Raw genomic sequence first — 26,048 nt, forward strand, 5'->3', positions numbered from 1 at the left:
TGCTAGGTCGAGCTTTTAATGGAAGGGTCGTGACGATGCATTGTGAATCAGAGCAGTCAAACCCTCAACACCTGCAGATTATCTACACAGGCACGCCCGAACGGATTGTTGGAGTTCTTCCATGTACCTACGCCACTTCTCGGATGATCAAGAAACTCGGGCGAAGGTTGTCCATGACTGTGGAGGGAGTTCGGGTCTTTCCAGAAACCGATAGGAACAAGGTGCGATCCGAACAACCGAGTGACCTCTATTTTTTCATCTTTCCGGGTGAAGAACCCACAAGCCCGGGCATCACCATCGCCGAGGAATACTTCCGATGTCTGGGAGCCTTCCCCAGCGCCAGGGCGGCTGATTCTTTCGTCCGCAGCTATGCGGCATGGATTCCCACATTCATCCGTGCTCTCCGCGTCGGATGGCTGGCACCCGAACTCTAGCAGTGTCATTCTCGCAGAACCTGACTGCTGATCCGTCCGGGGTTATCGGCCGTTCACCCTTCCAACCACGGCAACGGCGCGTCGGTCCAGCGCACCACGGTCCACCGGCCGAAACTGCGTCCGCCCGGTTCCAGCACCACGAAGCGCCCATTACCCAGGTAGGTGTTGAAGGCGAAATTCGGATCCACACCGGAGGCGTGGGTGGCCACGATACGGATCGCGGCGCTGTGGCTGACAATCGCCACATCGCGGTCATCGTCGAGATCGTGGCTGTCCATGATCTGCTCCAGCGTGGGCTGGTAGCGATCCAGCACGTCGCGGTAGGTCTCACCGCCGGGCAGCGCGGCGCGTGGGTCACCGTGGAGGCAGCCGTTCAGGGTGGTGGAATAGTCCTGGTGCGCCTGGTCGTCGCCACGCATCTCGTAGTCGCCCGCATCGATCTCATGGATACCGGCCACCACGTCGAGGGGCACGGTGCCCGGCTCCAATGATCTGGCTTTCTCGAAGGTGGCGGCCGCCAGCACCGCGGTCTGCTGCGCACGCAGCACGATCGAGCTGTACATGTGCGCCAGCCGCTCACCGGAGTAGTCGGCCAGTTCCGCGCCGACCCCCAATGCCTGCCGACGCCCGACCTCGGTCAGTTCCGCCCCCGGCGGGCGGGTGTCCAGCAGGTGCCGCACGTTGTTGTGCGTCTGTCCGTGCCGGATGAGAATGATTCTGCCTGCCATGATCTAGTTTCTTACCTCTCCCTCAACAGCGGCACGGACCCAGTCGTCCGCTTCCCTCAATCTGGCCAGGTCCGCGGACAGCGCGTCCTCGCGACTATCGGCCAGCGCAGCCGGCCAGGATCCCAGGAACACCAGATCGTGGGCCTGGAGGTACAACGCACGCAGGGCCTCCGCGACGGGGATGTCGGTGATGTGACCGACGACGTCAACATGGAAACGGTAGGTGCCGAAGGTTTTCCGGGTCGGTCGCGATTCAATGCGCGCCATGTCCACGCCGCGGATCGCGAACTCGTTGAGCGCCCGCATGAGGCTGCCCGGCTCATTCGGCAGGGCGAAGACCACCGAGGTGCGGTCAGTCCCGGTGCGCGGGGGCACAGCCTGAGGGCGGCGTACGGCAACGAAGCGGGTACGGGCGCCGCGGACGTCGGCGACGTCGTCGGCAAGCGGAGTCAGGCCGAACAGCACCGCGGCACGCCCGGGTGCTGCGGCGGCATCCACCTTTCCCTCCGCAACCATCTGGGCGGCGGCGGCGTTGGAGCTCGCGGCCACGAACCGGGCCTGGGGCGCGTGCTGCGCCATCCAGTGCTTGATCTGCTGGTGTGCCACCGGGTGTGTGGCCAGCGTGCGCACCTGATCCAGCGCGACACCGTCTGAGGCCATGATGGTGAAGACCACCTCAAGTTCCTCCTCGGCGAAGATGTTCACGGCCGAGCCCTGGTCGAGGGCGTCGAAGGTGGGCGTCACCGGGCCGTCAACGAAATTCTCGATCGCCACGACGGCAGCTTCGGCGTCCCCGGCGCGAACGGCATCGACGGCCTGTTGCGGGGTGGACACCGGCAATTGGATCACCTCACCGGAGCCGAACACCCCGCGGGCGGCCAGTTTCAGCAATGCCGCCTCGGTGAAGGTTCCCGCAGGACCGAGATAGGACACGGTGATGGGCTCATGTGGCGTGACACTCATGGTTTCACAGCTTAACCGGCAAACGCTATCGTGGAACCTCATGTCACACCCTGGCGTCGCAGCGCTCGCCGAAACTGTCGCGGGCCTCACCCCGGAGGAGCACGGTTTCGCCTGGTTCGATCCCGCCCGTGTCGTCGGTCATGGCCACGGTGACCTGGGCGGGATGATCATCCCCGCCAAGGATCTCCATGATGTGGCGGGCATGCCGACCTCGCACGGATCGTCATCGCGCACGTACACCGCCACCCACACCGACCCCTTCCTGCAGTCATTGATCGACCGAGGGGCGATCATCGCGGGCAAGACCCAGACCAGCGAGCTGGGGATGACCGCCTACTGCGAACCCGTAGGCATGCCCGCTCCCGACAATCCACGCCTTCCCGGCCACACCCCGGGTGGTTCCTCAGGGGGTGCGGCCGTCGCAGTTGCACGCGGGCTTGTCGACGCCGCCCACGCCAGCGACGGTGGCGGCTCCATCCGCGTCCCCGCCGCGGCCTGCGGACTCGTCGGGCTGAAACCGGCGCACGATTCCCGCGGCGGCACACCGGTTGCGCAGGGGTTCCTCACCCGCGACCTGGCCACGCAGGCGCGGCTGCACCGCATCCCACCGACGATCCGGCCATTGCGCATCGGGGTGCTGCTGGAGCCGCTCCACGCCAACGTGCCTGTCGACGCCCGCACCACCGCAACGATCGAGACCGCAGCCGGCCGCCTGGAACCCGCCGGCCACCGGCTGAGCACGCTCACCCGCCCCTACGGGACCTGGGCCTTCGAGGCCTTCACCGAGGTCCTCGCCGCCCGCTCCCGCATCATCGAGGGGCCCGCGAGCCCGATCGTCACCTGGCTCCGCGAACTCGGCCTCTCCATTTCCACACCCGAACTGCGACAGGCGGTGCGGGCCTTCGACTCGGTTGGCGATATCGTCCTGGGGGCCTGGGACGTCGACGTGGTCATCAGCCCCACCCTCGCATTCCCGCCCCCACCCCTGGGCCACTTCTCCACGCTGGGCCCGGAGGCCGATTTCCCCGCACCACCCCGCTGGACCCCCCGGGCCAGCCCGTTCCACATGCTCGCCGGCCCCCCACCGACCCCGCCCCCCGGCATCCCCCCCCGCGCCCTCCCCCCCGCCCCCCCCCCCGCCCTGATCGGCATCCCGGGCCTGGCTCTCTACGTCAGCGCCATCCATCTCGGATTGTCCAAGCAGGTCATCCCCACCACCCTGGACAGTCCCTGGTGGGAGATCCCCGTCCTTCTCATCTACTCCGCGGCCAATGCCTTCGGCGAGGAGATCGTGGTGGTGATGTGGCTGATGACCCGCCTCCGCGGGCTGGGATGGACTGTCCCCGCCACCATTGCCGCCTCGGCGATCCTGCGCGGGTCCTACCACCTCTACCAGGGTGTCTCCGCCGGATTCGGCAACATAGTCATGGGTGTGGTCTTCGCATGGTTCTACCACCGCACCGGAAAGGTGTGGCCTCTCGTGATCGCGCACTTTCTTATCGACGCCGTGGCCTTCGTCGGTTATTCGGCCCTCGGCGGTGACCTGAGCTGGCTTGGGCTCTAGGGGAGAGAGGCTACTGTATAAACATGGATCAACGTGGACACGGGGACTACGCCCGCGACAGTCACGGCCGACCGATCGTCGACCGTTACGGTCGGCCGGTGCGTGCGCGTCGACAGCAGCCGCGTCAGCAGCCACCCCGGCATGAGCAGCCGCGTCAGCAGCCACCCCGGCATGAGCAGCCACGTCAGCAGCCACCCCGGCAGGTTCCTCCACCCATCAATGAGACCCGGATCTACAATCCGCCGGCAGGGCACCAGGCGGGTCACCACACACGACCCCCGGCGCAGCACCCCGCGCACCAACCAAGCCAGATCGGCCGGGTGCCAGCTGCCCAACCGGGTGTCAGGCGCCAACCAGCACCCCGTCCGCACCGTCGCCCCGGTGGCTGCCTGCGATGGCTCGGCCTGATCCTGGCGGCGGTGCTGGTCCTCTCCCTTGCCGGCGCTCTTTGGGCTGATTCCCGGCTGAACCGGGTCGATGCGACACCCGCAACCCGGGTGTCCAACACCGCGGGCACCAACTGGCTGCTCGTGGGATCGGATTCCCGGGAGGGCCTGAGCCAGGAGGACATCGACCGCCTCGGCACCGGTGGGGATATCGGACTCGGACGCACCGATACCATCATGGTCCTGCATATTCCGCGTTCCGGTGAGCCCACCCTGCTGTCGATCCCACGGGATTCCTACATCAATATCCCCGGTTATGGAATGGACAAGGCCAATGCGGCTTTCACGGTCGGCGGGCCGCAGCTGCTCACCCAGACGGTTGAGGAGGCGACCGGCCTGCGCATCGATCACTACGCCGAGATTGGAATGGGTGGACTGGCAAACATGGTCGATGCGGTCGGCGGGGTGCAGCTGTGCCCAGCCGAGCCTATCGACGACCCCCTGGCCAACCTCAACGTACAGGCGGGCTGCCAGGAGTTCGACGGGGCCACCGCACTGGGTTATGTGCGCACCCGCGCCACCGCCATGGGCGATCTGGACAGGGTGGTCAGGCAGCGGGAGTTCTTCGCCGCCCTCCTCGGCACCGTGACCTCGCCGGCCACCCTGCTCAATCCCTTCCGGATGTTCCCACTGCTAGGCGACGCGGTGGGCACCTTCACGGTGGGTAACGGTGACCATATCTGGCATCTCGCCCGCCTGGCGCTGGCGATGCGCGGCGGTATGATCACCGAAACGATCCCCATCGCCGGGTTCGCCGACTATGACGTGGGCAGCGTCGTGCTCTGGGATGACGCCGCCTCCGAACAGCTCTTCACCTCACTGCGATAGCGGTGGTGTCCGCGGGCGATGAGGAGGGAGGGTTCAGCTGATCCTGTCCTCTTCGGTTTCCGCGACCTGCGATCGATGGAGATGGGCATTCTTCTCACGCCGCCGCTGAATCCGCTCGACGTCGAGCTCGGGCACGAACCTGGCGAACACGACCCCGAGTGCGAACACGATCGGTGCGGACACTGCGAGGCACAGCGCCACCACGGAGTCCCCGCCGACCAGATCGGTGAGGTTGGTGCCGAGGAAGAAGGCGACGATTCCCAGGCCGATCACGGACAGCAACGGTGCGACGAACTTCTTCCAGCGGCTTTCCGCCAGCTCCGGTCGCTTATGGAAGTAGACGATCACGGCGATGCTCACCAGCAGCATGAGCAGCACGATGCAGAAGGTTGCCAGACCGGAGAGCCAGGTGAAGATGTGCACGACCGGGTCCATCCCGATGATGCCGGCCACGACGGTGATCAGAGCCACCGTCGCGGTCTGCACGAAGGAGGACAGGTGCGGGGAATTGTAGGTCTGGTGAACCCAGCGGAGCTGCCGCGGCAGGCCGCGTTTGATGGAGATGGCGTGCTGGTAGCGGGTGAGCACGTTATGGAAGGAAAGCACGCAGGCGAAGAGACTGGTCAGCAGGAGGACCTGGACCACAACTCCGGACCACATGCCGAGGTAGTTGACGGCGGTGGTCGCCACCATTCCCTCCGGGTCCGCCACTGCCTCGGCGACGACGTTGTCCGCTCCCCATGCCTCCACGATCGCCCATCCGGAGATCGTGTAGAAGACCCCGATGACGCCCACAGCGATGTAGGTGGCCCTGGGGATCGTTCGATCGGGGTCCTTCGCTTCGCCGCGGAAGACCGTCGTGGCCTCGAATCCGATGAACCCTGCCATGGCGAGCATGAGGCCGACCCCCGGGGACCCGGAGAACACGTGCTCGGGGGTAAAGGAAGCGACACCGAGCCCATCGGAACCACCGCGGTAGATCACGGCGGCGACGATGAGCAGCGTGATCGCGATCTCCCCGATGAGAACGAGTCCGAGAGCCTTCGAGCTCAGCTCGATGTTGCGGTAGCCGAGCAAACCGACGACCGCGATCACCGCCAGCGAACACACCCACCAGGGGATCGGGAGGCCGACCGCGCTGAACAGCAGGGCCAGCTGCGCCCCCAGGAACCCGTACACCGCCATCTGGATGGCGGTGTAGGTCAAAAGCGCGAGGTAGGCGGTGCCCATGCCGATCCTGCGACCGAAGGTCGCCTCGACGTAGGAGTAGAAGGCCCCCGGTTCCGGAATGTGCCGTGACATGGTGGTCAGACCGACGGAGAAGAGGATGAGAATGACGGCGCTGATGGCGTACATCGTCGGATAACCGGCACCGTTGCCGGTGGCTATCCCGATGGGCAGCGCCCCGCCGATGACCGTCAGTGGGGCCGCGGCGGCGATGACCATGAAAACAATGGAGGTGACGGAGAGGGTTCCGCCCTTGATTTCTGTTCCGGTGACCGGGACAGCTGTTTTGGTCGTGGACATGGAGGGTCCTTTCACGAGCGGGGGTTTTAGGATGTGGCCGGTGTGATGTGGTGGGTGACGGTGAAGGAGTCCGGCCGCGCACGCGCCCGGCCGGTCAGCGCGAGTTCCGCGGCCATCCGGCCGTACGCCGGGGCGAACTTCATCCCACGGCCGCTCATACCAGCGACGACCGTGATGGAGGTGCCGGGGAGAACATCGATGATGGGGCTCGAATCGGGGGTGAACCCGTCATGGTGCATGGTTACGCGGACGGGCGAGGCGATGATGCCGGTGACCATCTTCCCGGCCTGTTCCGCGAAGAGCTCCAGTTCCTCCCGCGTAAGGTCGGCGGGAATCTCATCGGGGGTGTCCACCGTGTGGCCGTGGACGCCCGGGCTGATCTTCACGCTGTATCCGTCGAGCGTGGGTGCGCCGTATACGTGGAATCCGGTGTCACCTGTGACGATATCCCTGAGGAACACGGGCAGGTGTTCCGGTGTGAATGCCTCGATGTCGAGAGGAAGGTACCAGGTCAGGGGTATCGGGGTGACGGCTATGTGCTCGCGCAGTTCAGGGATGAGCTGCCCGGTCCAGGAGCCGGTGGCCACGATCACGGAGCGCGCCTCGACGATGCCCGCGGAGCTGTTGATAACCACGGTGTCGCCGATCTGCTCGATGGATGTGACATCGGTGTTGTCCCAGAGCACGGCGCCCGCGTCAATCGCGAGCTGCTGCGCGGTGGCCACCGCGAGCTCGGGCCGGAGACCACCGCCGGCGGGATCGAGGATGCCGATGTCATCGTCATCGACGTCGAACGGCGGGAATTGGGCGCGGAGCCGGCCCGCGTCCAGGATCTCGTGATCAAGGTCGAATGCGGCGATCACCTCGCGGACGGCGAGGATATCGGGCAGGTCCGCCGGCCCGACGTTGAGCGCACCGATCGGGAGGAAGACGTCCCTGCCACTTCGCCGCGAGAGCTCATTCCACAGCTCCCGCGCCTCCATGGCGAGGGGTACGTACTGCCCTCCCTCTTTGAGCGCCACCCTGAACAGCCGCGATTCCCCCGAGTAGGACCCCTTGGTGTGGATGCGGCCGTGCTTCTCGATGCCGAGGATCGAGGTTCCCTCCGCCGCCTGCTCGGTGAGCTGCCACAGCGCCATGGCTCCCATGGATCCCGCGCCGATGACGGCAATGTCGACCTGTGTGCCGTGTTCGGTCATGGCCATCCCCCCTAAACCAGTTCCGGGGCGTCCCAGACATTGAATGTCTGTCCGACCCCCTGCGCCAGCGCCCTGCGATACAGTGCGGTGGCCCAGGCCACGTCCTCCACCGGCATGCCCCCGACGGAGAAGATGACGGTGTCCTCCTCGCTGCGCCGTCCCTGACTCTTGTCCAGGATCACATCGGCGAGATCGATCACGGCGCCGTCCCCGAGCAGGCCGGCCCGCTCGAGCTCCAGGAACTTCGTGCCGATGATGCCCACCGTCTCATATGCCCCGGGGGAGAACTCCTCCAGCCAGCATTCGTAGAGGCCGCGGTTGTCCACCACCAGCCTCGGCGCGCCCGATGTGAGGTACCCGTCCGGCATGTTGGTGCATGCGGGCAGGGAGACGAATGCGCCTGGTGAGAGCCAGGCGGGGTCGATGAGAGGGTAGTTGGCGGCACCGGAGGGGGCGGTGGTGGCGTAGACGACGACATCGGCGCCGCGCACCGCCTGCTCGACGGTGTCCGCGACGACGATTCTGGTGATCTGCGGAAGCGTCTTTCTGACCCAGGCGATGAAACTGTCGAGTCCGGCGACGCTGCGGCCCTTTACCTGGACCGTATCGATGTCAGGCAGCACCGCGACGAGCGCCTCGAGTGCGGTCTTGCCCATGACACCGGGGCCGACGATGCCCGCGATGGTGGATTCGGGACGAGCCAGGTGCCTGGCACCGACCCCGGTGACCGCACCGGTGCGGTAGGCGGACAGGAGGTTGGCGCTCATGATGGCCAGGGGTGCGCCGGTGTCCGCGTCGTTGAGCACGAAGGTGTGGATCGACCGCGGCAACCCCGCCTCGCGGTTGGCGATGTTGGAGCCGTACCACTTGACCCCGGCCGTGTGGAAGCCACCGCCGAGGTAGGCCGGCATCGCCATGAAGCGGCGGTCTGTGGTGTTCTCGGGCATTCGTGGATGGGGCGATTCATCGGGGAACATCACCATGGCACCGTGGGAATTGTTGCCCGCTCCCGCCATCCGGTAGTCGCCGACAGCGAGGAGTTTGAACATCTCCTCCATCGTGTCCACGCACGCCGGCATGTCCCTGACCCCGACCCTGACCATGTCCGGTTCGCTGAGAAGGAGGGTGTCTATGCGTGTCGACGCCGACGCCTGCGCACCCCCCGCCTCTGCCGGGCGGGCGATCACTTCAGTCATTTCTGTCCATCTCCTCAGGTTGTTCTCTCCTGCCGATGAGAAAATGATGATCCGAATCAATTTCTATCGGTTAATAGGTAGAGTAGGCCCGTATGGAAATGGCGGTCAACCCGCACCCCGGTGATAACTATCACTTAATAGAAAGGGGGTGTCGGGGTCAGCCGGGCACCTCCTCGGAGAGTCCGAGATGCTCCCGCAGGGTGGTGCCCGCGTACTCGCGGGGGTAGATTCCGCGGTCCTGCAGCTCGGGCACCAGCAGGTTGACGATCTCATCCAGCCCCACCGGGGTGAGATAGGGGCTGATGTTGAAGCCCGCGACGATTCCGGTCTCCGCGTATCGCTGCAGCGAATCGGCGATCGAGGAGGGTGTGCCCACGAAACCGTTGGTGTCATTGCCGCGGTTGGTGTGGTTGATCACAAACTCCCTGATGCTCCAGCCGCGGTCGCGGGCCTGCCCCCGCCAGGCGTCGATAAGCTTTCGTGTGTTGTTGGCCTGGAAACCGCTGCCCCTGGTGACATCGGCATCCGTGATCACCGGGTCAACATCGGGAAGCGGTCCGTCGGGATCGAAGTCCTGCAGTTCGCGTCCCCAGAACTGCTCCAGGTACGCCACCGCGGTCTGCGGGGTGATCTGGGCCCGCCTGACCTCGTACCACTTGTCCTGTGCTTCCTTCTCACTGTCGGCCACCACAAAAGTCGACCCGGGGAAGGGGCGCACCGACCCGGGCGCGCGCCCCGCCCTGAGCGCGCGCTGTTCGATATCGGCCGCGAAGGCGGTCGCATCGCCGAACTCGGGGTGCGCGGAGAAAATGATGTCGGCGTGCCTGACCGCAAAATCACGACCGGACGGCGAGTCGCCGGCCTGGAAGAGCACCGGGCGCCCGCCCGGAACCAGCGGCAGCGTACGGCGGACATCGAGATCATAGAAGTCATCCCTGTAGCGCAGCCCGGGCTCCCCGCGCTCACCCGCCCGCCAGATCTCCTTGACTGCGGTGACGAAGGAATCCGCGTGCCGGTACCTGTCCTCGTAGCTGACATAGCCCCCGCGGCGGAAGTTCTCCCCCGTCCACGCATTGTGGGTGGTGACGATGTTCCAGGCGTTGCGGCCCTGACTGAGATGGTTGAGACTGGCAAGACGGTAGGCCAGGTCCGCCGGATCGTTGTAGGTGGTGCTCTGCGTGGCCACCAACCCGAGCCGGGTGGTCACCGCTGCCAGCGCCGCCTCCGCAGTCTGGGCGTCGGGCCTCCCGACGACGTCAAGATCATGCAGCCGCCCCAGATGCTCGCGCAGCCGCAGCCCCTCCCCGAGGAAGAACGCCGCGAACTTGCCCCGCTCCGCTGTCTGCGCGAAGCGGCGGAAGGATTCGAAATCGATCTGGTCGCCACTTTCCGGCCAGTGCCAGATGGTGGTGAAGTTGACTCCGTGGAAGAAGATGCCGAACTGGATCTCACCGCTGATCGTGGAGGTCATCGGACCAGCACCCCCTCGTCGGAGAAGATGTTGCGTGCAGCGCCGAGACCGAAGACCTCGCGCAGGGTCGCCCCGGCTGCCGGCGGTGTGAGAACGCCGCGGGCGATGAGCTCCGGCAGCACCACATGGACCAGTTCATCAAGGTCCTCGTTCAGGCTCGCGGGAATCAGCCGCACGCCGTCAGCCACCTGTGCCAGCTCGGTGATCCTGTCCACAAGTTCCGGGGCGGAGCCGGCGAAACGGGCTTTTCCCGTGGCCCAGGGAACAACGGCATCCAGGCGCGCGAGGCGATCCGGAGCGGCCTCGCCGCGGGAATCAACGACAACCTCAAGGTCCGCGATCACCCGGGCCCCGTCGACGGCGGCACGCGCCCGGTCGATCACCGCGGCCTCCGCCGCCACCAGCACCGCGTCCACCCGCGCGCCGGAGGTGGCGTCGGGTGCGGCGTCGAGGTCGGCGATGATCGGGACCTGCCCCTGTGGCGGCCGCGGCGTGATCGCCGGCCCCCTGACCGAGAAGGAGGCACCGACGAAATCCACGGGGTGCAGCTTGTCGCGGTCGATGTAGCGGCCACTGGGAAGATCACGGATGACGGCGTCAACCTCCCAGGAATCCTGCAGGAGGCGGACAACCTCGACGACATCATCGATCTCCCGGCCCAGCTGCTCCTCCGAGAGCTCCACCCGCCCGTACTGCGCGGCGGCCGCGGCGGAGTTCTCAGCGGAGACCAGCCAGCCACCGCGCCCCCGGGTGGCGTAGTCGACGCTGATCAGCTGGGTGGCGATGTGAAAGGGCTCGAGATAGGTCGCGGGGATCTGCGCGATCAGCCCCAGCCGCGAGGTGGAGGGACCGACGAAGGCGCCGAGCTGCACCGAATCGAGACGCGGAGCCGCACCGGGCAGGTGCGACCCCGCGAAGGTGGCGTAGCTGAAGCCCGCGGATTCAATCCGGGAGATGATGCGTTGGATTCGGGCGGCATCAAGCGCGCCGCCCGATCCCGCATCCTCTCCCCCGGCGTCACCGGGATGACTGCCGAGTCCGTCGATGTGGATCCCCAGCGTGAATGGTTGGCTCATTGTTGTTTTCTCCCTGCCTGCACTACAGACCGTGTTGTCTATTGGCTGCTTCCATAGAAACGGATGCGGCACGGGGGAGCCAAGCATTCAAGTTGGGGAGAAAGAAACCGGCTGCGCCGAGCTACCTGATGGTGACCTGGCGGGACTTGATGTTCTCCAGCTGCCTGCGCTCCTCGGGCGTCAACTGGGCGTCGTTGGCCAGCTCGGCGGCGATCGCGGCGTTGAGTGCAAGGATCGCGTCGGCGTAGTCGGTGTGCGGGCGCTCCGGATCGAGATCCCACACCGGCACGGTGATTCCGTGGGTGCGGAAGACCCCGGCGAACCTGGTGTCCGCGCCCAGGTGCAGCTCCCCGCGCGCGGCGATCCGGGCCAGGGCGAGCAGCAGCGCGTTCTCCTCCTCGGTGCGCACCCAGCGGATGTGGGCCTTTCCTCCGGGATTGACCCACCAGATCGCACCAGGCACGTCGACCTCGACGGGGTGGGAGGGCAGGATGGATTCATTCGCGGCCTGCATGTGCTGTGCCACCTGGGGCGACTGGGTGTCCCCCTCGGCCAGCCACCAGTTGAAGTCCTGGTGCGGTGTGATGGTGAGGGTCGCGGAGGCGTCGATAAGCTCGGTCAGTTCCGGCTGAGTCCCGTCGGCCTTCGCGGTGGTCAGGGAGGTGCCCGCGGCGGCGGCGCGGATCCAGTTGAGCGCGAACGCGAGGTCCCGGCCCGGGGTGTTGGAGCGGTTCGCCTGCTGCAGTGCCACGAATGCCTCACTGCCGTGCTCCTCATCGCGGACGAGCGCGGCGACGGCGCCGGGCAGGACGGTGCACACGGTGACGGTGCGGTCGCTGCCCCTGATGTCCAGCGGCGCGGTCGCGGAGGGAATGAACTCCTGCAGGGCCACGAGGTCGGCCTCCATGGCCAGGCCCTCGAAGGGCCGCGGCTCCCGATCCAGCGCCTCCCGCTCAGCGGCACGGGCCGCGAGTTTCGCCTGACGGCGGCTCATGCCCTCGGGCAGCTGCTCACTCTTTTTATTCTTCTTTGCCATGCGCATTAGCGTACATGGCGGGTGCGACACCGGTGTCCAACACTTGCGCCACTTCATCGGGGACGTTGGTGGCCAGCATGTCCACCCCATGGTCCTGCGCCCACAGCACGTCCCTGGGCTTATCGACGGTGAAGAGGTACGTGGGAAGGTTCTTCCGACCGATCAGGGAGGGATTGAGCCTGGCACGCTCAATTGACAGCCCGAGGCCCGTCGGATCACCCAGACGCCGGTCGGTGGGGTTGATCCAGCGTTCCCAGGCGCGGCGCAGGTGGATACGGTCGATGGAGGGCGCGAGCCTGGACATCCAGTGAATGGCGGGCAGCGAGAAGGAGATGACATGGATCCGGGGATCCTCACTTAGCCCCCGGTAGCGCAGCACCCGCACGATCTGCTCCTCGAGCATGATCGAGTAGCGCATGGGATGCTTGGACTCGATGTAGAGGTGCTTGTCGGGATAATCCTCCATGATGTCCAGAAGGTCGTCGAGGGTCAGGACCCGCTCCGGCGCCTGCCTGGTCCCGAAGTTGAAGGTGCGCAGGGTGGTCAGATCCATCGCGGAGACCCGGCCCCGACCGTCGGAGACCCTGCTGATCACCGGATCGTGGATGTTTACCAGTTCCCCACACCTGCTCAGGCGCAGATCCGTCTCGATCCCATGGATGGGTAGTTCAAGTGCGTGGACAAAAGCCGATTCCGTGAGCTCCGGGTACTGCGAGGACAGTCCCCGGTGCGCAATGATCTTCATTCTCGATAATCTCCTACGCTGCTGCGGTGCTACTGTGCGGGGGCGAACATCCCCGTCCCAGTATTCCCCCGACACGGAGTTCTCGCAGCGCGAACGTACTCAGCCGACCTCCTCGCGCAGCACACGGACAAAGGCGCGCAGCTCCGGATCGCCCTCGAGGGCGTCGAGCACCTCGTGGAGCGCCGCTTCGCTGGTGGGGCGGGCGAGGTCGAGAAGCGCGCTCCCCTCCCCGGTGATCTCGGTGTAGATTCCGCGCCTGTCGGTGGCACAGATGAACCGTGAGAGCAGCCCCCGACCCTCCAGCCGGGACACCAGGCGGGTGGTGGCGCTCTGGCTCAGCCCCACCGCATGGGCGACCTCCTTCATCTGGAGGTGCCCGCCGATCCCGTTGTGCTGCCTGGACAGGACCTCCAGCAGGGAGTATTCCCTGACACTGAGGCCGTGAAGTGGTTGAAGGGACCGCTCGATGTGCGTGTCTATCCGGTCGTGGAGCACCTGGAGTGCGCACCAGCGCTGCGCCATTCCGGTGCGTCCGTCGACCACGCGCGCATCCTGGGCCATCCGACACCCCTTTCCGTACCGCTCATGCTATCAGCAGGCACAGGCGGCGAGGAGTACGTACACTTTAAGTTGCACATGAAAGTAACCGTCGTACGCAAGTATGCTGCGACCGCGGACCAGAAGGGCACAACAGATGGATTCATTGCAGAATCAGCGCGTACTCATCGTGGGTGGCGCCCGCGACATCGGCCTGGCGGTGGCCGGTGCCGTTGCGGACGCCGGCGGCACCGCCGTCATCGGGGCGCGCGGCGCCGCGAAGGCGGAATCTGCCGCCGCGTCGATCCCCGGCGCCGAACACGTCCTGATCGACATCACCGATGAGGGGTCCGTCACCGCGGCTCTCGATGCGGCCGCACCCCTCGACCACATCGTGATCACGACCTCGGCCCACCATAACGTCCCCGTGACCGAGCTCGAGCACGACGCCACCGTCACCGCATTCGAGACGAAGGTGATCGGACCTCTGCTGCTGGCCAAGCACGCCGCGGGCCGACTGCCCGCGCACGGCTCGATTCTGTTGTTCTCCGGCCAGGCGGCATGGAAGCCCTCTCCGGGATACTCGATCATGGGCATCACCAACGGCGCGGTTTCCTTCGCCGCCAAGCATCTGGCGGTGGAGCTCGCGCCCGTGCGGGTCAACGCCATCTCCCCCGGTGTCATCGATTCCGGAAGCTGGGACTCCATGGGTGCTGCGGACAAGGAGGCATTCCTGTCCAGCTCCGCCGAGGGGACCCTGGTCAAGCGGGTCGGACGCAACCGCGACATCACCGACGCGGTGCTCTGGCTGCTCACCGCGGGATTTGTGACAGGGGAAACCATTCACGTCGAGGGAGGGGCACCACTGGCATGACAACCAACACCTATGCGGTAGAGGGCAGGACCGTCATCATCACCGGAGCCGGATCGGGCATGGGGCGGGAGATCGCCCGCGGGTTTCTGGACAACGGTGCGAGGGTCGTCGCCGCCGGGCGACGCCTCGAACCACTGGAGGAGACCATCTCCGGTGCGGCCCCGGAACGCGCGGTGGCCATCACCGCCGATGTGTCCGACCGCGGTAGCGTCGACAGGCTCGTTGCGGAGACGGTGGGGCACTTCGGCGGGATCGACGTGATCGTGAGCAACGCCGCCATCTACATCGGCGGCGAACTCGCCGACCTGCCCGAGGATCAATGGCGGTCGGAGTTCGCCGTCAACGTCGACGGCCTCTACCACCTGGTCGCCGCGGCCTCGGATCACCTCGTTGCCTCAAAGGGCAGCGTGACAGCGATCTCCTCGGTGTCCGGGCTCGCCGGGGACTGGGGGCAGGCGGCCTATAACGCCAGCAAGCACGCGGTCAATGGGCTAATCCGCTCGCTGGCCCTGGACTACGGTGACCGCGGCGTGCGTTTCAACGCCGTCGCCCCTGCGTTCACCGCCACGGACATGACCTCCGGCATATGGAAGGATGAGGACAACCTCGGCCCCTTCCTCAACCGCATCGCCCTCGGCAGGGTCGGGCGCCCCGGGGATGTGGTCGGACCCGTGCTCTTCCTCTCCACCGATGACGCGTCCTACATCACCGGCAGCATCCTCACCGTCGACGGTGGTACCAGCGCCTCGACCGGACAGCCGCACGCATGACGGGCACACCGGCGACGGATGGTGACAACCCGGTGGTCCTGGTTGCGGGCTCCGGGGGAGTGATCGGCGGAAACGTGATCAGGCACTTCACCTCCCGTGGCGTGACCACCCGCGGGATCAGCAGGCGACCACCGGAGGGCTCGCCGGGCTGGACTCATCTGGGAACCGATCTGCTCGATGCCGATGCCACCGCCGCGGCGCTGACCGGCGCGGCGGACACCTCCCGCCTCGTCTTTGCCGCCTACATCGAGCAGGAGGAGCCACGGGCGCAGATCGCCACCAATGTAGCACTGCTCAACAACACCCTCGACGCCCTCGCCGCGGCCGGTGCGCCACTCGAGCACGTCACCCTCTACCAGGGGATGAAGTATTACGGCGCCCACCTGGGCCGGTTTGCCACCCCGGCCAGGGAGGACGATCCCCGGCTGATCGTGCCCAACTTCTACTATGACCAGGAGGATCTACTGCGCGCCCGCGCGGACAGGGACGGTTTCGCCTTCACCATCCTCCGCCCCGAGGGCGTGATGGGGTACGCGCGCGGGACGCCGATGAATCTGCTCATGGTGCTCGCTGCCTATGTCACCATCACCCGTGAGCTGGGCATTCCGCTGCGTTTCCCCGGAAGCGGGCACACCTACGACCGGGTGCTCTACCAGGTATCGGATGCCGCACTGCTTGCCGACGCCACCGACTGGGCGGGTGGCACCGCCACCGCCCATGGTGAGGCCTTCAACCTCACCAACGGCGATGTCTTCCGCTGGCGGCAGCTGTTCGAGGCGATCGCCGGGCACTACGGCATCCCGACGGGGGAGCCGCAGGGTTTCCGACTCAGCGAGCACATGCCCGCCTACGCCGGGGTGTGGGAGGGAATCGTCGACAGGCACGGTCTGCGGCGCACCCCCTGGGACACGCTGGTGGACTGGAACTTCGGCGACGCGATACTCAACGCGCCCGGTGACAACGTCTCCTCCACCATCAAGGTGCGCAGGGCCGGATTCACCGGCTGCCACGACAGCATCCCGCGGATCATCGAGCTTCTCGACGACCTCGCCGACCGCCGGATCATTCCGGGCAGGTAGGCGGCGGACCGTCTACTCCCAGCTGCGGACCTTCCGCAGCATCATGCGACTCTTGCGCTGCGAGGCACCGAGCTTCTTGCTCATCTTGCGCAACACCTTGATGGCGTCGTTGATGTGCGGGCCCTTGTTGAGCATCACGCACTCGGCCCGCAGCGCCATGGCTGCGTCGGTGATCTCGGCGCGCGAGGGCAGACCGTTCTTGGCCATGTTCTCCAGGACCTGGGTGGCCAGGATGGTCGGGATGTGGGCGGCCTCGCCCAGCGCCATGATCAGCTGCGGCACCTCCGCCATGCGCTCGAAACCGAGCTCCACCGCCAGGTCCCCGCGGGCGATCATGATGCCGAAATTCTCATGCTGCATACCGGTGAGCAGGATCTGCGCGAGGTTCTCAAAGCCCGGGATGGTCTCGATCTTGAGCACCAGGCCCAGGCGCCGGATGGCCTCCTCATCACCGGTCTCCGCGGCGATATCGCGAAGTGCCTGCAGAACAAACTCAACATCCTCGGTGTTGCGGATGAAGGAGATCGCCGCGATGTCGGCATGGGCGGCGACGAAGCGCAGGTGCTGCAGATCCTCCTCGTTCAGGCTCGGCAGCGGCAGGTTCGAATCCGGGAGGTTGATCCCCTTGTAGGCGCCGAGGTTGACTCCCTGCGGACGCGCCCTGGTGACCTCCAGCTCCAGCTCCGTTCCCCCCTCGGTTTCACGTTTGTCAATGCACACCGCGGCAATCGAGCCGTCATCGAAGAGCACCCTGTGCCCCACCTTCACCGCGTCCACGGCCTGCGGCAGGGTGCAGCTGAGCCGTGGAATCCTGCCCGCGCCCGCCGCGGGATCGTACTCGATCTCCTCGGAGGTGAGAAAGAGTCGGTCGCCGACCCGGAGTTTGACGCGCTGCACCACCGGCGGGATGCCATGGACGCGGGTGCGCTCATAGTCATGTTCAAGGAGCGTGCCGTTGGCGATGTAGGCGTTGCGCTCCCCCTGTGCGAGCACCGCCCCCGCGAAGGTGCGGACCACGGTGAACACCCGCTTTGACCCGCGGTTGTCGTGCAGGGTGATCACGCTGTCCGCCTTCAGCGCTTCGAACCACTCCCGTTTGACCTGGATGGCGAGCGCGGGTCGGCCAGGCAGATTCCCCGGAACCGGCTCGGGGCTTCCCCCCTCGGCGGGAACAGGGGTGATCCACAGCTTGGAGGGTGTGAGCACCTTGCCCGTTTCCATCCTGGTCACCCGTGCGCGGCCGACCTCGGGCCCCGGCGCGATGGCACCGGTACGCACCTTCGGACCGGCAAGGTCCATGGAGACCCGGATTTCCCTTCCCATCTCCCCGGCGACGGTGCGGACATTGTCGATCATCGCCTTCCACACGGTTTCATCGTCGTGCGCACAGTTGATGCGGGCGAGATCCATGCCGCTTTCGGCGAAGCCGCGGACCATTCCGATGTCGTGGGCCGCCTCCGAGGGCAGGGTGACCATGATGCAGGAGGGGGTGTCGGGGACGGGTGCGCCGAGCAGGACCTCCGAGTGCTCATCCAGAATCTCGTCGGCGTCGGAGAAGGCATCGACGACCTCCTTGGTGGTGTAGATCGGACCCTCGCCGAGATAGGCGCCCAGCACATTGCGGGCGGATTTGAGGCGTGCCTTCACACTGGGTTCGGTGGTGCTCAGCCGGGTGGATCCGATGGCGGCCAGGCGGCTCTGCAGACCGCTGAGATCCCGGCTCCTCAGGTGGGCGTAGTGCACGAGATTGATGGCACCGACGTAGTGGGTCGGAGCAACCCTGTCCACCTCGTCCTTATGCTCCTTGGTGACCTCGGCGAGTTCGGTCAGCAGCCGGTCGACGTGGTCCTTGAGCTCAATCAGGTGATCCCTGTCGAACGTGCCCATTACTTCTCCTTGTTTTCACCCCAACACGAGTCTTTTCTGCTCCTCATTGTGCACCGGAATCAGCGAACCGGCACCTCGAAGATTCTTCGGGGTGCCGGTGTGTCCGGTTATCGGATTCTAGGAGGCGGGGAAGATCTTGTCCTGGATCTCCCGCAGGGTGTCCGCGGAGTGCCTGAAGCGCTCCATCTCATGGTCGGTGATCTCCAGCTCGACGACGCGGCGGATGCCACCGCGGTTGATGATCGCCGGGGTACCGATGTAGATGTCATCCTCGCCGTACTCACCGTGCAGCAGGGCGGAGACCGGAAGTGCGACATCCTGGTTCTGCAGGATCGCACGGGTGATCTTGGCCAGGCCCATGCCGATGCCGTAGGAGGTCGATCCCTTGGCGTCGATGATGTGGTAGGCGGCGTCGCGGGTGTCCTCGAAGATCTTCTCCAGGCGTCCCTCCAGCTCGGGGTCCTTCTCCAGCATCTTTCGCATGGACACGCCAGCGATGGTGGTAGAGGAGAGGACGGGGAGCTCGGTGTCGCCGTGCTCGCCGATGATGTAGGCGTGGATCGAGCTGGGCGAAACCTCGTAGAGCTCGCCGAGCATGTAGCGGAAGCGTGCGGAATCGAGAATGGTGCCGGATCCGATGACGCGGTGCCAGTCGAGTCCGGAGATCTTCCACACCGCGTAGGTGAGGATGTCCACCGGGTTGGAGGCGACGAGGAAGATGCCGTCGAAGCCGCTCTTCATCACCTGACCGACGATGGATTCCATGATGTGGACGTTCTTGTCCACCAGCTGCAGGCGGGACTCGCCCGGCTTCTGGGCGGCACCGGCGCAGATGACCACGATCGCGGCATCCGCGCAATCCTCATAGGTTCCCTTGGTGACCCGGGTCCTGGACTGTGCCCAGACGACGCCGTGGTTCAGGTCCATGACATTGCCCTCGAGCTTCTTCTCATCGATATCGATGATCGCGAGGTGATCGCAGGTGCCCTGGTTGACGAGTGCGTAGGCGTACGCCACTCCGACGTCACCCGCACCGATGAGCACAATCTTGTTTCCGACGGTCTCTTTCATCTTGCCCTCCTCCTCAACCCGGGCGGGCCTAGAACGTCAAGGGGATGCCCAGGAGCGTGAATTTGTTTGAACAGTTTTAATTATGCCTGCTTTTGGAGGGAATAGCTGCCCGATCAAACATTTTGGATGAACATCACAGCTTCGCACTCCGCTCGATCCTGCACAACGCCACGGGTTCTGCCACTATTGCGGATTATGGCGTTGAACTTCAGCGTAGTTCCGTTTAGCGCACTCCGCCTCCCCGGGGGGAGGCGGTTGTGGGCGTCGATAAGCAGGTCCTCCCTCCGGGGCGCGGTCGCCGCACTCGACGCCACCGCGGAACTGCTACCTGCGGTGCGCATGGTGCGCCGCCGACACCTGCCCGGAAACATGTCCGCAGGTCTGCTCGGCGCCGAGATGGCCACCTGGTGGGCAATCTCACCATCCCTGCTGCCCCGCCCCTGGTGGGTGACCGCGGCCGATACCGCGGTGTGCCAGGCGCTCGGACACGCGACGGCCACCGCAGTTCACCAGCTGTTAAGGCGGGCCGTGGCCACCGGGCCGGTTCCCGGATTCGCCCTGGCGCACGGCCTGCTCGCCGGCATCACCGTGGTCTGCATCGCGGTGAACGCCCGTCGCCAGAACCAGCAGGCGGCGCTGATGGGGATGCACAACCGCGGTGCCGTCGAGATGGCCGGCGGCATCGCCGCGGGCACTCTCGGCTACGGCGCCCTGCTGCTGCTCGGTGAGCTGTCACAGGCCGGCACCGATCGCATCAGGGACCTGTGCATGCGACTGCTCCCGCCGTGGGTGAGGTGGCTGAGCTGGCCCATCGCCATCGGGATGATCACAGGGTGTGTGCTCATCCTCGGGGACCGCGTGGTACTGCGGCGCATGCTCGGAAACGCCGCCCGCAACGCCGCCCGGCTCAACCAGATGGTCTTTCCCGGCACCACCCAGCCGCGGGAACCCGAGAGATCGGGCAGCCCCTGGTCACTCGAACGCTGGGGGGCCGTCGGGGCGCAGGGCCGCGCGGTGTTATCCGGTGGCCCCAGACGCGCCGACATCGCCAGGGTCACCGGGCTCAGCGACGCACGCGTCCACGAGCCGATCCGGATCTTCGTGGGCAAGGTACCCGGACGCAGCCTTGAGGAACAGATCCGGCTGATCATCGCCGAGGTACACCGCACCGGCGCCCTGCGCCGCGACACCATCGTGATCACCACATCGACCGGGACGGGGTGGATCACCGACTGGTCCACCGCAGCCGTCGAGTTCCTGACCGGCGGCAACTGCGCGACCATCTCCCTGCAGTACTCCTATCTACCCAGTGCTCTGAGTTGGTACCGCGACAACGACGCCCCCATCTCCGCCGCCAGAGAGTTAATCGACGCACTCAACACCGAAATCGCCCGACGCTGCGCCGATGATACGGCGCGTCCGCGGCTCTACCTCTCCGGCGAATCCCTCGGCGCCTACGGCACCGCGGGAGCCTACGGCGAGGTCGGCGAACTGCTCAACCACGGGGACGGCGTCCTGCTTTCCGGCACCCCCAGGTTCAGCTCGGAGATGCGTGCCCTGGTCAGGGGCAGGGACACAGGCAGTCCGGAGCGCCTGCCGCTGATCGACGGCGGCCGGCGTATCCGCTTCGTCGCACACCCCGGGCATCTGGACTGTGACTACCGCGGGCGACCCTATGAAAAGCACTGGCAGCGGCCGCGCATGATCATCGCGGCCCACGCCTCCGACCCCGTGGTCTGGTGGGACACCGAGCTGTTCTACCGTTGCCCTGACTGGCTGCGTGAGCCGGGGAGCAGGGGTGTTGCGGCACCGGATGCGCAGCGGCTCGACGTCTTCCCGCGCCTGCGCTGGATACCCTTTGTCACCGGCTGGCAGATAGCCCTCGATCTGCTTGTCTCCGTCGATGTCCCCGGTGGCCACGGACACAACTACCACGGGGAGTTCTTCGACTACTGGGCCGCCCTCCTCGGCCGACGTGAGGGTGTACCCGCGGTACTGACCCCCGGGCTGCGGACCCGCGGCGAGCAGTGGATCCGGGAGAACTCGGTGAAAAGGTAGCCGCTAGAGTCGTAGGGCATGAAGTCACGGGCGATTCTCTTCGATCTCGACGGCACCCTCATCGACCACGATTCCGCGGCACGCGCCGCGGTTCTCAGCTGGTCGGAGGAGATCGGTGTGGAGGCCGATGTCGAACGCTGGATCGAGCTGGACAAATGGGGCTTCGCCCGCTTCGAACGCGGTGAGACCACCATCCCCGGCCAGCGGCGTGATCGGATCCGGGCCTACACCGGGCAAAAGCTTGACGACGCCGCCTGCGACCGGATCTTTTCCGGCTACCTCCGGGCCTACGAGGCCAACTGGCGCGCCTTCGGCGACGCCCACCGCGCGCTGAAGCGCGCGGTGATAACGGGCCGTCCTGTGGGCATCCTCACCAACGGCGCCGAGGAGCTGCAGCGCAGGAAACTGCTGCGCACCGGACTCGACCTGCCCGGAGTCACGCTGCTGGCGGCCACCACGCTCGACTCCGCCAAGCCACGCCCGGAGATGTATGAACGCGCACTGGCGACCCTGGACGCGACCACCGCCACGATCATCGGCGATGACTGGTCCAATGACGTGGCCACCCCCCGTTCGCTGGGATGGACCGCCTGGTACCTCGACCGCAGCGGACATGATGACCGTGCGGATGTCATCTCCCTCGATGAGCTGGACTTCCTCCGGACCCCCGACGGGCAATGACCACCTTGGCCTAGGCTGGGATGTTATGAAAATTGGAGTAATTCTCGGCAGTATCCGCACCGGCAGGTTCGGAAAGGGGGTGGCCGATTGGATCATGGACCAGGTGGCACTCCGCGAGGATGAGGGTGTGCACTTCGAGCTCATCGACCTCAAGGAGTTCAACGTTCCCCTGCTCGATGTGGAAACCGTCCCCGGCGCCGCAAACAAGCACTACGCGGATAAAAACGTCACCGCATGGTCACACGCAATCGATTCCTGCGATGCCTTCGTTCTCATCACCGCGGAGTACAACCACGGCGTTCCCGGCGCCCTCAAGAATGCCTACGATGTGCTGGGCGGTGAGTGGCGGGGCAAGCCGGTGGGTTTCGTCTCCTACGGTGCCGCCCAGGGCATCCGCGCCGTCGAGCAATGGCGCCAGATCGTAGCCAATTTCAATCAGTTCGATGTACGCGCGCAGCTGAGCTTCTCCACCTTCACCGACGTCCGTGACGGCCGATTCAACCCCAATGAGCGCAGCTCCGCCGAGCTGGACAATCTGCTCGCTGCCCTGATCAGCGCGGCGAAGCGATAGGCGGGTGACACCCTGACCTGTGCCGGGCCGGGGCCCGTCTTTCCGGGCCGCAGGGGACGCGGTCCCGGGTACGGCGCGCCCCGGGACCGCGTTGCCCGGGAAACCCCCAAATGCGGCTCTCCTTCTCCCTGACGAGATCCAGGGTGAACATGGTTCCGATGATCGCCTTTCGAACACTCTCCGTCGCCGCAGAATCGAAAAGGAGCACATAGGTGCCGTGCCCCGGAAGGCCCCGCCGTGCGCCGACCCATGGTGAGGGTCGACTCGAAACCCGGAGAGCGTCCCTCCAGCTCGCTCAGCCCTCCACCCCGCAGGGGATTCCCGTTGAATGCTGGGGGCAGTAACCCTCGGGGTTCTTGTCCAGGTACTGCTGGTGATAGTCCTCGGCGAGGTAATAATCCGAGGGTTCGATCACGGAGACCTCGGTGGTGATCTCCCCGAAACCGTGCCTCCGCAGCGTCTCCCCATAGGAGGCGACGATGCCGCGAACAATGTCGGCGTCCTCCTCGGTCTCCGTATAGAAGGCGGAGCGGTACTGGGTTCCCACGTCATTGCCCTGGCGATAGCCCTGGGTGGGGTCGTGCGCCTCGAGACCGGCGGCGACGAGCTGTCCGAGGCTGACCCTCTCCGGGTCGTAGACCACCTCCACGATCTCGGTGTGACCGGTGCGTCCCGAACAGACCTCACGGTAGGTCGGGTTGGGGGTGTATCCGCCGGCGTAGCCGACCGAGGTGCTTTCCACCCCGTCGATCTGCCAGTACATCTGCTCCACTCCCCAGAAGCAGCCCAGGCCGATCCACACTCTTTTCTGCCCCTGCCTCCAGGGCCCGGTTATCGGTGTTCCCAGGACGGTGTGGGGCTGCGGATTCTCCAGGACGGGGTGGCTTCCGCCCTTGAGTGCGTTCCCGGGTGAGACCATCTCCGGCTGCGGTGTGAAAAACCATGCCATCGTCTCGGATCCTTCCTTGAGCGATTGTCCAACATTGTCACCCTGCACAACCAGCTGGTGGCGTGCGATATTCCGATGGCCGACCCGGGGCCCGGTCCGCCGACCATTCTTAGGCGGTGGATAAAAGTCGTTGCCAAATCAACAAAGGCGCCTATCATGGAGAACCGTGGCACCTGATGACGGTTCGCCGAAATCTGTATATGCTCGGTGCCGAACCCAACGAAAGGACATCACATGGCTGTTTATGAACTTCCGGAACTCGATTACGCATACGACGCTCTCGAGCCCTACATCTCCGCTGAGATCATGGAGCTGCACCACTCCAAGCACCACGCAACCTACGTTGCCGGCGCAAACGCCGCCCTGGAGGCACTGGAGAAGGCACGCGAGGAGGGCACCAACCCGGATCAGATCCGCGCACTGTCCAAGAACCTCGCCTTCAACCTGGGTGGACACACCAACCACTCCATCTTCTGGAAGAACCTCTCCCCCAATGGTGGCGGCGAGCCCACCGGTGAGCTGGCCGAGGCCATCAACCGCGACTTCGGCTCCTTTGAGAAGTTCAAGGATCACTTCTCGTCTGCGGCACTCGGACTGCAGGGCTCCGGCTGGGCCGTCCTGGGATACGACCACATCGCCGGCCGCCTCGTGGTCGAGCAGCTGACCGACCAGCAGGGCAACATCTCGATCAACCTGACCCCGCTGCTGCTTCTCGACCTCTGGGAGCACGCCTTCTACCTGCAGTACAAGAACGTCAAGGCTGATTACGTCAAGGCAGTCTGGAACGTCTTTAACTGGGACGACGTGGCACAGCGTTTCGCCGCCGCCTCCAAGTAGGGCACCCGGTCACAGTTCCGCCCCGTTTCACCGGGGCGGTTTTTCATGCGCTATGGTATTCATTTTCTGGATTATAATCTGCCATTTCTAACATTTTACTAATCACAGTCGCGGGCGCATGATTGTTCCATGGACGTTTATGAAGGCATTCAGCGCGGATCGACCGCATACCGCCGGGCCGTTGTCGCCATGCTCGCGGCCGGCCTGGCCACGTTCAACGCGCTCTACTGCACCCAGGCCATGCTCCCGACACTGACCACGGAACTGGGGATCACCCCGACCCAGTCGGCGCTGACCATATCCGCCACCACCGGCATGCTGGCGGTGTGCATCGTCCCGGCATCCATCCTCTCCGAACGCTTCGGACGCGGGCGGGTGCTCATCATCTCCGCACTGGCCACCGTCATAGTCGGCATGCTCCTCCCCTTCGCCCCGGGTATCGAGGCACTGATCGCCCTCCGCGCCCTGCAGGGCGCGCTGATCGCGGGGGTTCCCGCCGTCGCCATGACCTGGCTCAGTGAGGAGATCCGCCCCCGCGATCTCGGCCGCGCCATGGGCATCTACATCGCCGGCAACGCCGTCGGCGGGTTGACCGGCCGCATCATCCCCGCCGGACTGCTGGAGATCACCGACTGGCGCGGCGCCCTGTTGGGCACCTCCCTGTCCGCCCTCACCTTCGCCGTGGTCATGGCCGTCACGCTGCCCGCACAGAAACGCTTCACACCCAAGCAGATCCGCATCCGCCGGGAGTTCGCCGCGATGGGCGCACACTGGCGGAATCCGCGCCTGGCTCTGCTGTTCATCACCGCGTTCCTGATCATGGGCACATTCGTCTCGCTCTACAACTACCTCGGGTTCCGGATGATCGACACCTTCGGCCTGAGCGAGGCCCTTGTGGGAGCCGTGTTCATCATGTACCTCTCCGGTTCCTGGAGCTCCGCGCGGGTCAGCGTCCTGCGCGAACACATCGGCACCGGCCGCACCATGGTGACCATGGCGGTGATCATGATCATCGGGGCGCTGCTGATCGCCACCGACAGCCTCACCCTGACGATCCTCGGCCTCTTCGCGGTCACCGCGGCGTTCTTCGCGCTGCACTCGACTGCCTCGGGCTGGATCGGGATCATCGCCACCGGGGACCGCGCGGAGGCGTCGAGCATGTACCTGTTCTGCTACTATGTCGGCTCGTCGTTGCTCGGCTGGGTCTCCGGCTTCGTCTTCAGCCACGCCCCCTGGACCCTGTTCATCGGCTGGCTGCTGCTGCTCCTGCTGGTCACCCTGGCCATCTCCGTGGCGCTGGCCCGGCTGGACAGGGGCAGGCGCACCATCGGCAGCACCACATCGCCACCCAGCCACAGCGCCGCCCGGGGCTGAGAAAACCCCGCTCAAAAGGTTTTCCATGGTCTGTTCCGCGGTTACTATCCTGGCTACTGTTGAACCATGAGTCGCAGCGGCCCGCCCCGCCGGGCACCGGCACGAACGCCTCCTTCTCGTCCCTTCCATATCGCGCACCGCGCCCGC

General features: G+C 65.7%; 23 protein-coding genes and 2 pseudogenes. 12 read left to right on the top strand and 13 right to left on the bottom strand.

All coding sequences use genetic code 11. The features are described 5' to 3' along the window. The first annotated feature begins 221 nt into the window (after positions 1-221). Entirely contained in the window at positions 222-434 is a 213-nt protein-coding gene (locus B7E02_RS00830) for a hypothetical protein (RefSeq protein ID WP_143336585.1), read from the top strand. 53 nt (positions 435-487) lie between these two features. Here the strand turns inward: B7E02_RS00830 and B7E02_RS00835 are convergent, their stop codons facing one another. Together B7E02_RS00835 and pheA are read right to left on the bottom strand one after the other, a co-directional pair. Beyond that, entirely contained in the window at positions 488-1,162 is a 675-nt protein-coding gene (locus B7E02_RS00835) for a histidine phosphatase family protein (RefSeq protein ID WP_080791888.1), read from the bottom strand. Positions 1,163-1,165: 3 nt separating this feature from the next. Then, positions 1,166-2,125, bottom strand: coding sequence for a prephenate dehydratase (gene pheA / locus B7E02_RS00840; protein ID WP_080791890.1), 960 nt, complete (start codon positions 2,123-2,125; stop codon positions 1,166-1,168). Positions 2,126-2,165: 40 nt separating this feature from the next. On the opposite strand from pheA, the pseudogene B7E02_RS14835 reads away from it, so the two are divergent. The 3 genes and pseudogenes from B7E02_RS14835 to B7E02_RS00850 all read left to right on the top strand — a co-directional run. Next, positions 2,166-2,642, top strand: a pseudogene (locus tag B7E02_RS14835) (amidase family protein); the annotation flags it as partial. 621 nt (positions 2,643-3,263) lie between these two features. Then, positions 3,264-3,689: pseudogene (locus B7E02_RS14465) on the top strand (CPBP family intramembrane glutamic endopeptidase); the annotation flags it as partial. 23 nt (positions 3,690-3,712) lie between these two features. Then, a complete protein-coding gene (locus tag B7E02_RS00850) occupies positions 3,713-4,963 on the top strand; it encodes an LCP family protein (RefSeq protein ID WP_179129621.1) in 1,251 nt (416 codons plus the stop codon). A gap of 33 nt (positions 4,964-4,996) precedes the next feature. On the opposite strand, the gene B7E02_RS00855 is transcribed toward B7E02_RS00850, so the two are convergent. From B7E02_RS00855 to B7E02_RS00890, 8 genes are all read right to left on the bottom strand, one after another. Next, complete coding sequence (locus tag B7E02_RS00855) at positions 4,997-6,490, bottom strand: APC family permease (RefSeq protein ID WP_080791899.1); 1,494 nt, start codon at positions 6,488-6,490, stop codon at positions 4,997-4,999. A gap of 26 nt (positions 6,491-6,516) precedes the next feature. After that, positions 6,517-7,689 (bottom strand): N-methyl-L-tryptophan oxidase, encoded by a 1,173-nt coding sequence (solA, locus tag B7E02_RS00860; RefSeq protein ID WP_245802113.1) that lies wholly within the window; start codon positions 7,687-7,689, stop codon positions 6,517-6,519. 11 nt (positions 7,690-7,700) lie between these two features. Next, complete coding sequence (locus B7E02_RS00865) at positions 7,701-8,885, bottom strand: tyramine oxidase subunit B (RefSeq protein ID WP_080791905.1); 1,185 nt, start codon at positions 8,883-8,885, stop codon at positions 7,701-7,703. 157 nt (positions 8,886-9,042) lie between these two features. Further along, on the bottom strand, positions 9,043-10,356 hold the full coding sequence (locus B7E02_RS00870; RefSeq protein WP_080791906.1) for an LLM class flavin-dependent oxidoreductase: 1,314 nt from the start codon (positions 10,354-10,356) through the stop codon (positions 9,043-9,045). Further along, positions 10,353-11,432, bottom strand: coding sequence for an LLM class flavin-dependent oxidoreductase (locus tag B7E02_RS00875; RefSeq protein WP_179129622.1), 1,080 nt, complete (start codon positions 11,430-11,432; stop codon positions 10,353-10,355). Before B7E02_RS00875 ends, B7E02_RS00870 begins: the two co-directional genes overlap by 4 nt. 121 nt (positions 11,433-11,553) lie before the next feature. Next, entirely contained in the window at positions 11,554-12,468 is a 915-nt protein-coding gene (locus tag B7E02_RS00880) for a DUF5926 family protein (RefSeq protein WP_080794331.1), read from the bottom strand. Beyond that, entirely contained in the window at positions 12,452-13,213 is a 762-nt protein-coding gene (locus B7E02_RS00885; RefSeq protein WP_080791911.1) for a glycerophosphodiester phosphodiesterase family protein, read from the bottom strand. Before B7E02_RS00885 ends, B7E02_RS00880 begins: the two co-directional genes overlap by 17 nt. 99 nt (positions 13,214-13,312) lie before the next feature. After that, positions 13,313-13,774 carry a MarR family winged helix-turn-helix transcriptional regulator gene (locus B7E02_RS00890; RefSeq protein WP_080791914.1) on the bottom strand — a complete coding sequence of 154 codons (462 nt, stop codon included), beginning with the start codon at positions 13,772-13,774 and terminating at the stop codon, positions 13,313-13,315. 133 nt (positions 13,775-13,907) lie between these two features. Here B7E02_RS00890 and B7E02_RS00895 point away from each other — a divergent pair, with 133 nt between their 5' ends. From B7E02_RS00895 to B7E02_RS00905, 3 genes are read left to right on the top strand one after another with little or no spacing between them, the layout of a single operon-like run. After that, on the top strand, positions 13,908-14,624 hold the full coding sequence (locus B7E02_RS00895) for an SDR family oxidoreductase (RefSeq protein ID WP_080791917.1): 717 nt from the start codon (positions 13,908-13,910) through the stop codon (positions 14,622-14,624). After that, positions 14,621-15,394, top strand: coding sequence for a meso-2,3-butanediol dehydrogenase (budC, locus tag B7E02_RS00900; protein WP_080791919.1), 774 nt, complete (start codon positions 14,621-14,623; stop codon positions 15,392-15,394). The genes B7E02_RS00895 and budC overlap by 4 nt, the downstream gene beginning before the upstream one ends. Then, positions 15,391-16,473 carry an SDR family oxidoreductase gene (locus B7E02_RS00905; protein ID WP_080791921.1) on the top strand — a complete coding sequence of 361 codons (1,083 nt, stop codon included), beginning with the start codon at positions 15,391-15,393 and terminating at the stop codon, positions 16,471-16,473. The genes budC and B7E02_RS00905 overlap by 4 nt, the downstream gene beginning before the upstream one ends. 12 nt (positions 16,474-16,485) lie before the next feature. On the opposite strand, the gene B7E02_RS00910 is transcribed toward B7E02_RS00905, so the two are convergent. Together B7E02_RS00910 and B7E02_RS00915 are read right to left on the bottom strand one after the other, a co-directional pair. Then, positions 16,486-18,360: a pyruvate kinase gene (locus B7E02_RS00910; protein ID WP_080791924.1), complete on the bottom strand. Its 1,875-nt coding sequence runs from the start codon at positions 18,358-18,360 to the stop codon at positions 16,486-16,488. Between the two features lie 117 nt (positions 18,361-18,477). Beyond that, positions 18,478-19,431, bottom strand: coding sequence for an L-lactate dehydrogenase (locus tag B7E02_RS00915; protein ID WP_080791927.1), 954 nt, complete (start codon positions 19,429-19,431; stop codon positions 18,478-18,480). A gap of 195 nt (positions 19,432-19,626) precedes the next feature. Between B7E02_RS00915 and B7E02_RS00920 the strand changes: the two genes are divergently transcribed. Genes B7E02_RS00920 through B7E02_RS00930 form a run of 3 tightly spaced genes read left to right on the top strand, consistent with a single transcriptional unit; the run spans position 19,627 to position 22,741 of the window. Next, complete coding sequence (locus tag B7E02_RS00920) at positions 19,627-21,489, top strand: alpha/beta-hydrolase family protein (RefSeq protein ID WP_080791929.1); 1,863 nt, start codon at positions 19,627-19,629, stop codon at positions 21,487-21,489. An 18-nt stretch (positions 21,490-21,507) separates the two neighbouring features. Next, on the top strand, positions 21,508-22,170 hold the full coding sequence (locus tag B7E02_RS00925; protein WP_080791931.1) for an HAD family hydrolase: 663 nt from the start codon (positions 21,508-21,510) through the stop codon (positions 22,168-22,170). A 25-nt stretch (positions 22,171-22,195) separates the two neighbouring features. Then, positions 22,196-22,741, top strand: coding sequence for an NADPH-dependent FMN reductase (locus B7E02_RS00930; RefSeq protein WP_080791933.1), 546 nt, complete (start codon positions 22,196-22,198; stop codon positions 22,739-22,741). A 295-nt stretch (positions 22,742-23,036) separates the two neighbouring features. On the opposite strand, the gene msrA is transcribed toward B7E02_RS00930, so the two are convergent. After that, positions 23,037-23,690: a peptide-methionine (S)-S-oxide reductase MsrA gene (gene msrA / locus B7E02_RS00935; protein WP_080791935.1), complete on the bottom strand. Its 654-nt coding sequence runs from the start codon at positions 23,688-23,690 to the stop codon at positions 23,037-23,039. Positions 23,691-23,924: 234 nt separating this feature from the next. On the opposite strand from msrA, the gene B7E02_RS00940 reads away from it, so the two are divergent. Further along, positions 23,925-24,527 carry a superoxide dismutase gene (locus B7E02_RS00940; protein WP_080791939.1) on the top strand — a complete coding sequence of 201 codons (603 nt, stop codon included), beginning with the start codon at positions 23,925-23,927 and terminating at the stop codon, positions 24,525-24,527. A 129-nt stretch (positions 24,528-24,656) separates the two neighbouring features. Further along, the gene (locus B7E02_RS00945; protein ID WP_080791942.1) at positions 24,657-25,901 is read left to right on the top strand and encodes an MFS transporter; all 1,245 of its coding nucleotides are present in this window, start codon (positions 24,657-24,659) and stop codon (positions 25,899-25,901) included. Positions 25,902-26,048 lie beyond the last annotated feature (147 nt).

This window comes from Corynebacterium pacaense (genome assembly GCF_900169525.1).
In the GTDB taxonomy this organism is placed as follows: Bacteria; Actinomycetota; Actinomycetes; order Mycobacteriales; family Mycobacteriaceae; genus Corynebacterium; species Corynebacterium pacaense.

Coding starts and splice junctions, on each gene's coding strand:
- B7E02_RS00850 (WP_179129621.1), top strand. CDS start 3,713: ATGGATCAACGTGGACACGGGGACTACGCCCGCGACAGTCACGGCCGA.
- pheA (WP_080791890.1), bottom strand. CDS start 2,125: ATGAGTGTCACGCCACATGAGCCCATCACCGTGTCCTATCTCGGTCCT.
- B7E02_RS00885 (WP_080791911.1), bottom strand. CDS start 13,213: ATGAAGATCATTGCGCACCGGGGACTGTCCTCGCAGTACCCGGAGCTC.
- B7E02_RS00915 (WP_080791927.1), bottom strand. CDS start 19,431: ATGAAAGAGACCGTCGGAAACAAGATTGTGCTCATCGGTGCGGGTGAC.
- B7E02_RS00905 (WP_080791921.1), top strand. CDS start 15,391: ATGACGGGCACACCGGCGACGGATGGTGACAACCCGGTGGTCCTGGTT.
- B7E02_RS00865 (WP_080791905.1), bottom strand. CDS start 8,885: ATGACTGAAGTGATCGCCCGCCCGGCAGAGGCGGGGGGTGCGCAGGCG.
- B7E02_RS00870 (WP_080791906.1), bottom strand. CDS start 10,356: ATGACCTCCACGATCAGCGGTGAGATCCAGTTCGGCATCTTCTTCCAC.
- B7E02_RS00920 (WP_080791929.1), top strand. CDS start 19,627: ATGGCGTTGAACTTCAGCGTAGTTCCGTTTAGCGCACTCCGCCTCCCC.
- solA (WP_245802113.1), bottom strand. CDS start 7,689: ATGACCGAACACGGCACACAGGTCGACATTGCCGTCATCGGCGCGGGA.
- B7E02_RS00895 (WP_080791917.1), top strand. CDS start 13,908: ATGGATTCATTGCAGAATCAGCGCGTACTCATCGTGGGTGGCGCCCGC.
- B7E02_RS00910 (WP_080791924.1), bottom strand. CDS start 18,360: ATGGGCACGTTCGACAGGGATCACCTGATTGAGCTCAAGGACCACGTC.
- B7E02_RS00880 (WP_080794331.1), bottom strand. CDS start 12,468: ATGGCAAAGAAGAATAAAAAGAGTGAGCAGCTGCCCGAGGGCATGAGC.
- budC (WP_080791919.1), top strand. CDS start 14,621: ATGACAACCAACACCTATGCGGTAGAGGGCAGGACCGTCATCATCACC.
- B7E02_RS00875 (WP_179129622.1), bottom strand. CDS start 11,432: ATGAGCCAACCATTCACGCTGGGGATCCACATCGACGGACTCGGCAGT.
- msrA (WP_080791935.1), bottom strand. CDS start 23,690: ATGGCATGGTTTTTCACACCGCAGCCGGAGATGGTCTCACCCGGGAAC.
- B7E02_RS00835 (WP_080791888.1), bottom strand. CDS start 1,162: ATGGCAGGCAGAATCATTCTCATCCGGCACGGACAGACGCACAACAAC.
- B7E02_RS00945 (WP_080791942.1), top strand. CDS start 24,657: ATGGACGTTTATGAAGGCATTCAGCGCGGATCGACCGCATACCGCCGG.
- B7E02_RS00930 (WP_080791933.1), top strand. CDS start 22,196: ATGAAAATTGGAGTAATTCTCGGCAGTATCCGCACCGGCAGGTTCGGA.
- B7E02_RS00890 (WP_080791914.1), bottom strand. CDS start 13,774: ATGGCCCAGGATGCGCGCGTGGTCGACGGACGCACCGGAATGGCGCAG.
- B7E02_RS00855 (WP_080791899.1), bottom strand. CDS start 6,490: ATGTCCACGACCAAAACAGCTGTCCCGGTCACCGGAACAGAAATCAAG.
- B7E02_RS00925 (WP_080791931.1), top strand. CDS start 21,508: ATGAAGTCACGGGCGATTCTCTTCGATCTCGACGGCACCCTCATCGAC.
- B7E02_RS00940 (WP_080791939.1), top strand. CDS start 23,925: ATGGCTGTTTATGAACTTCCGGAACTCGATTACGCATACGACGCTCTC.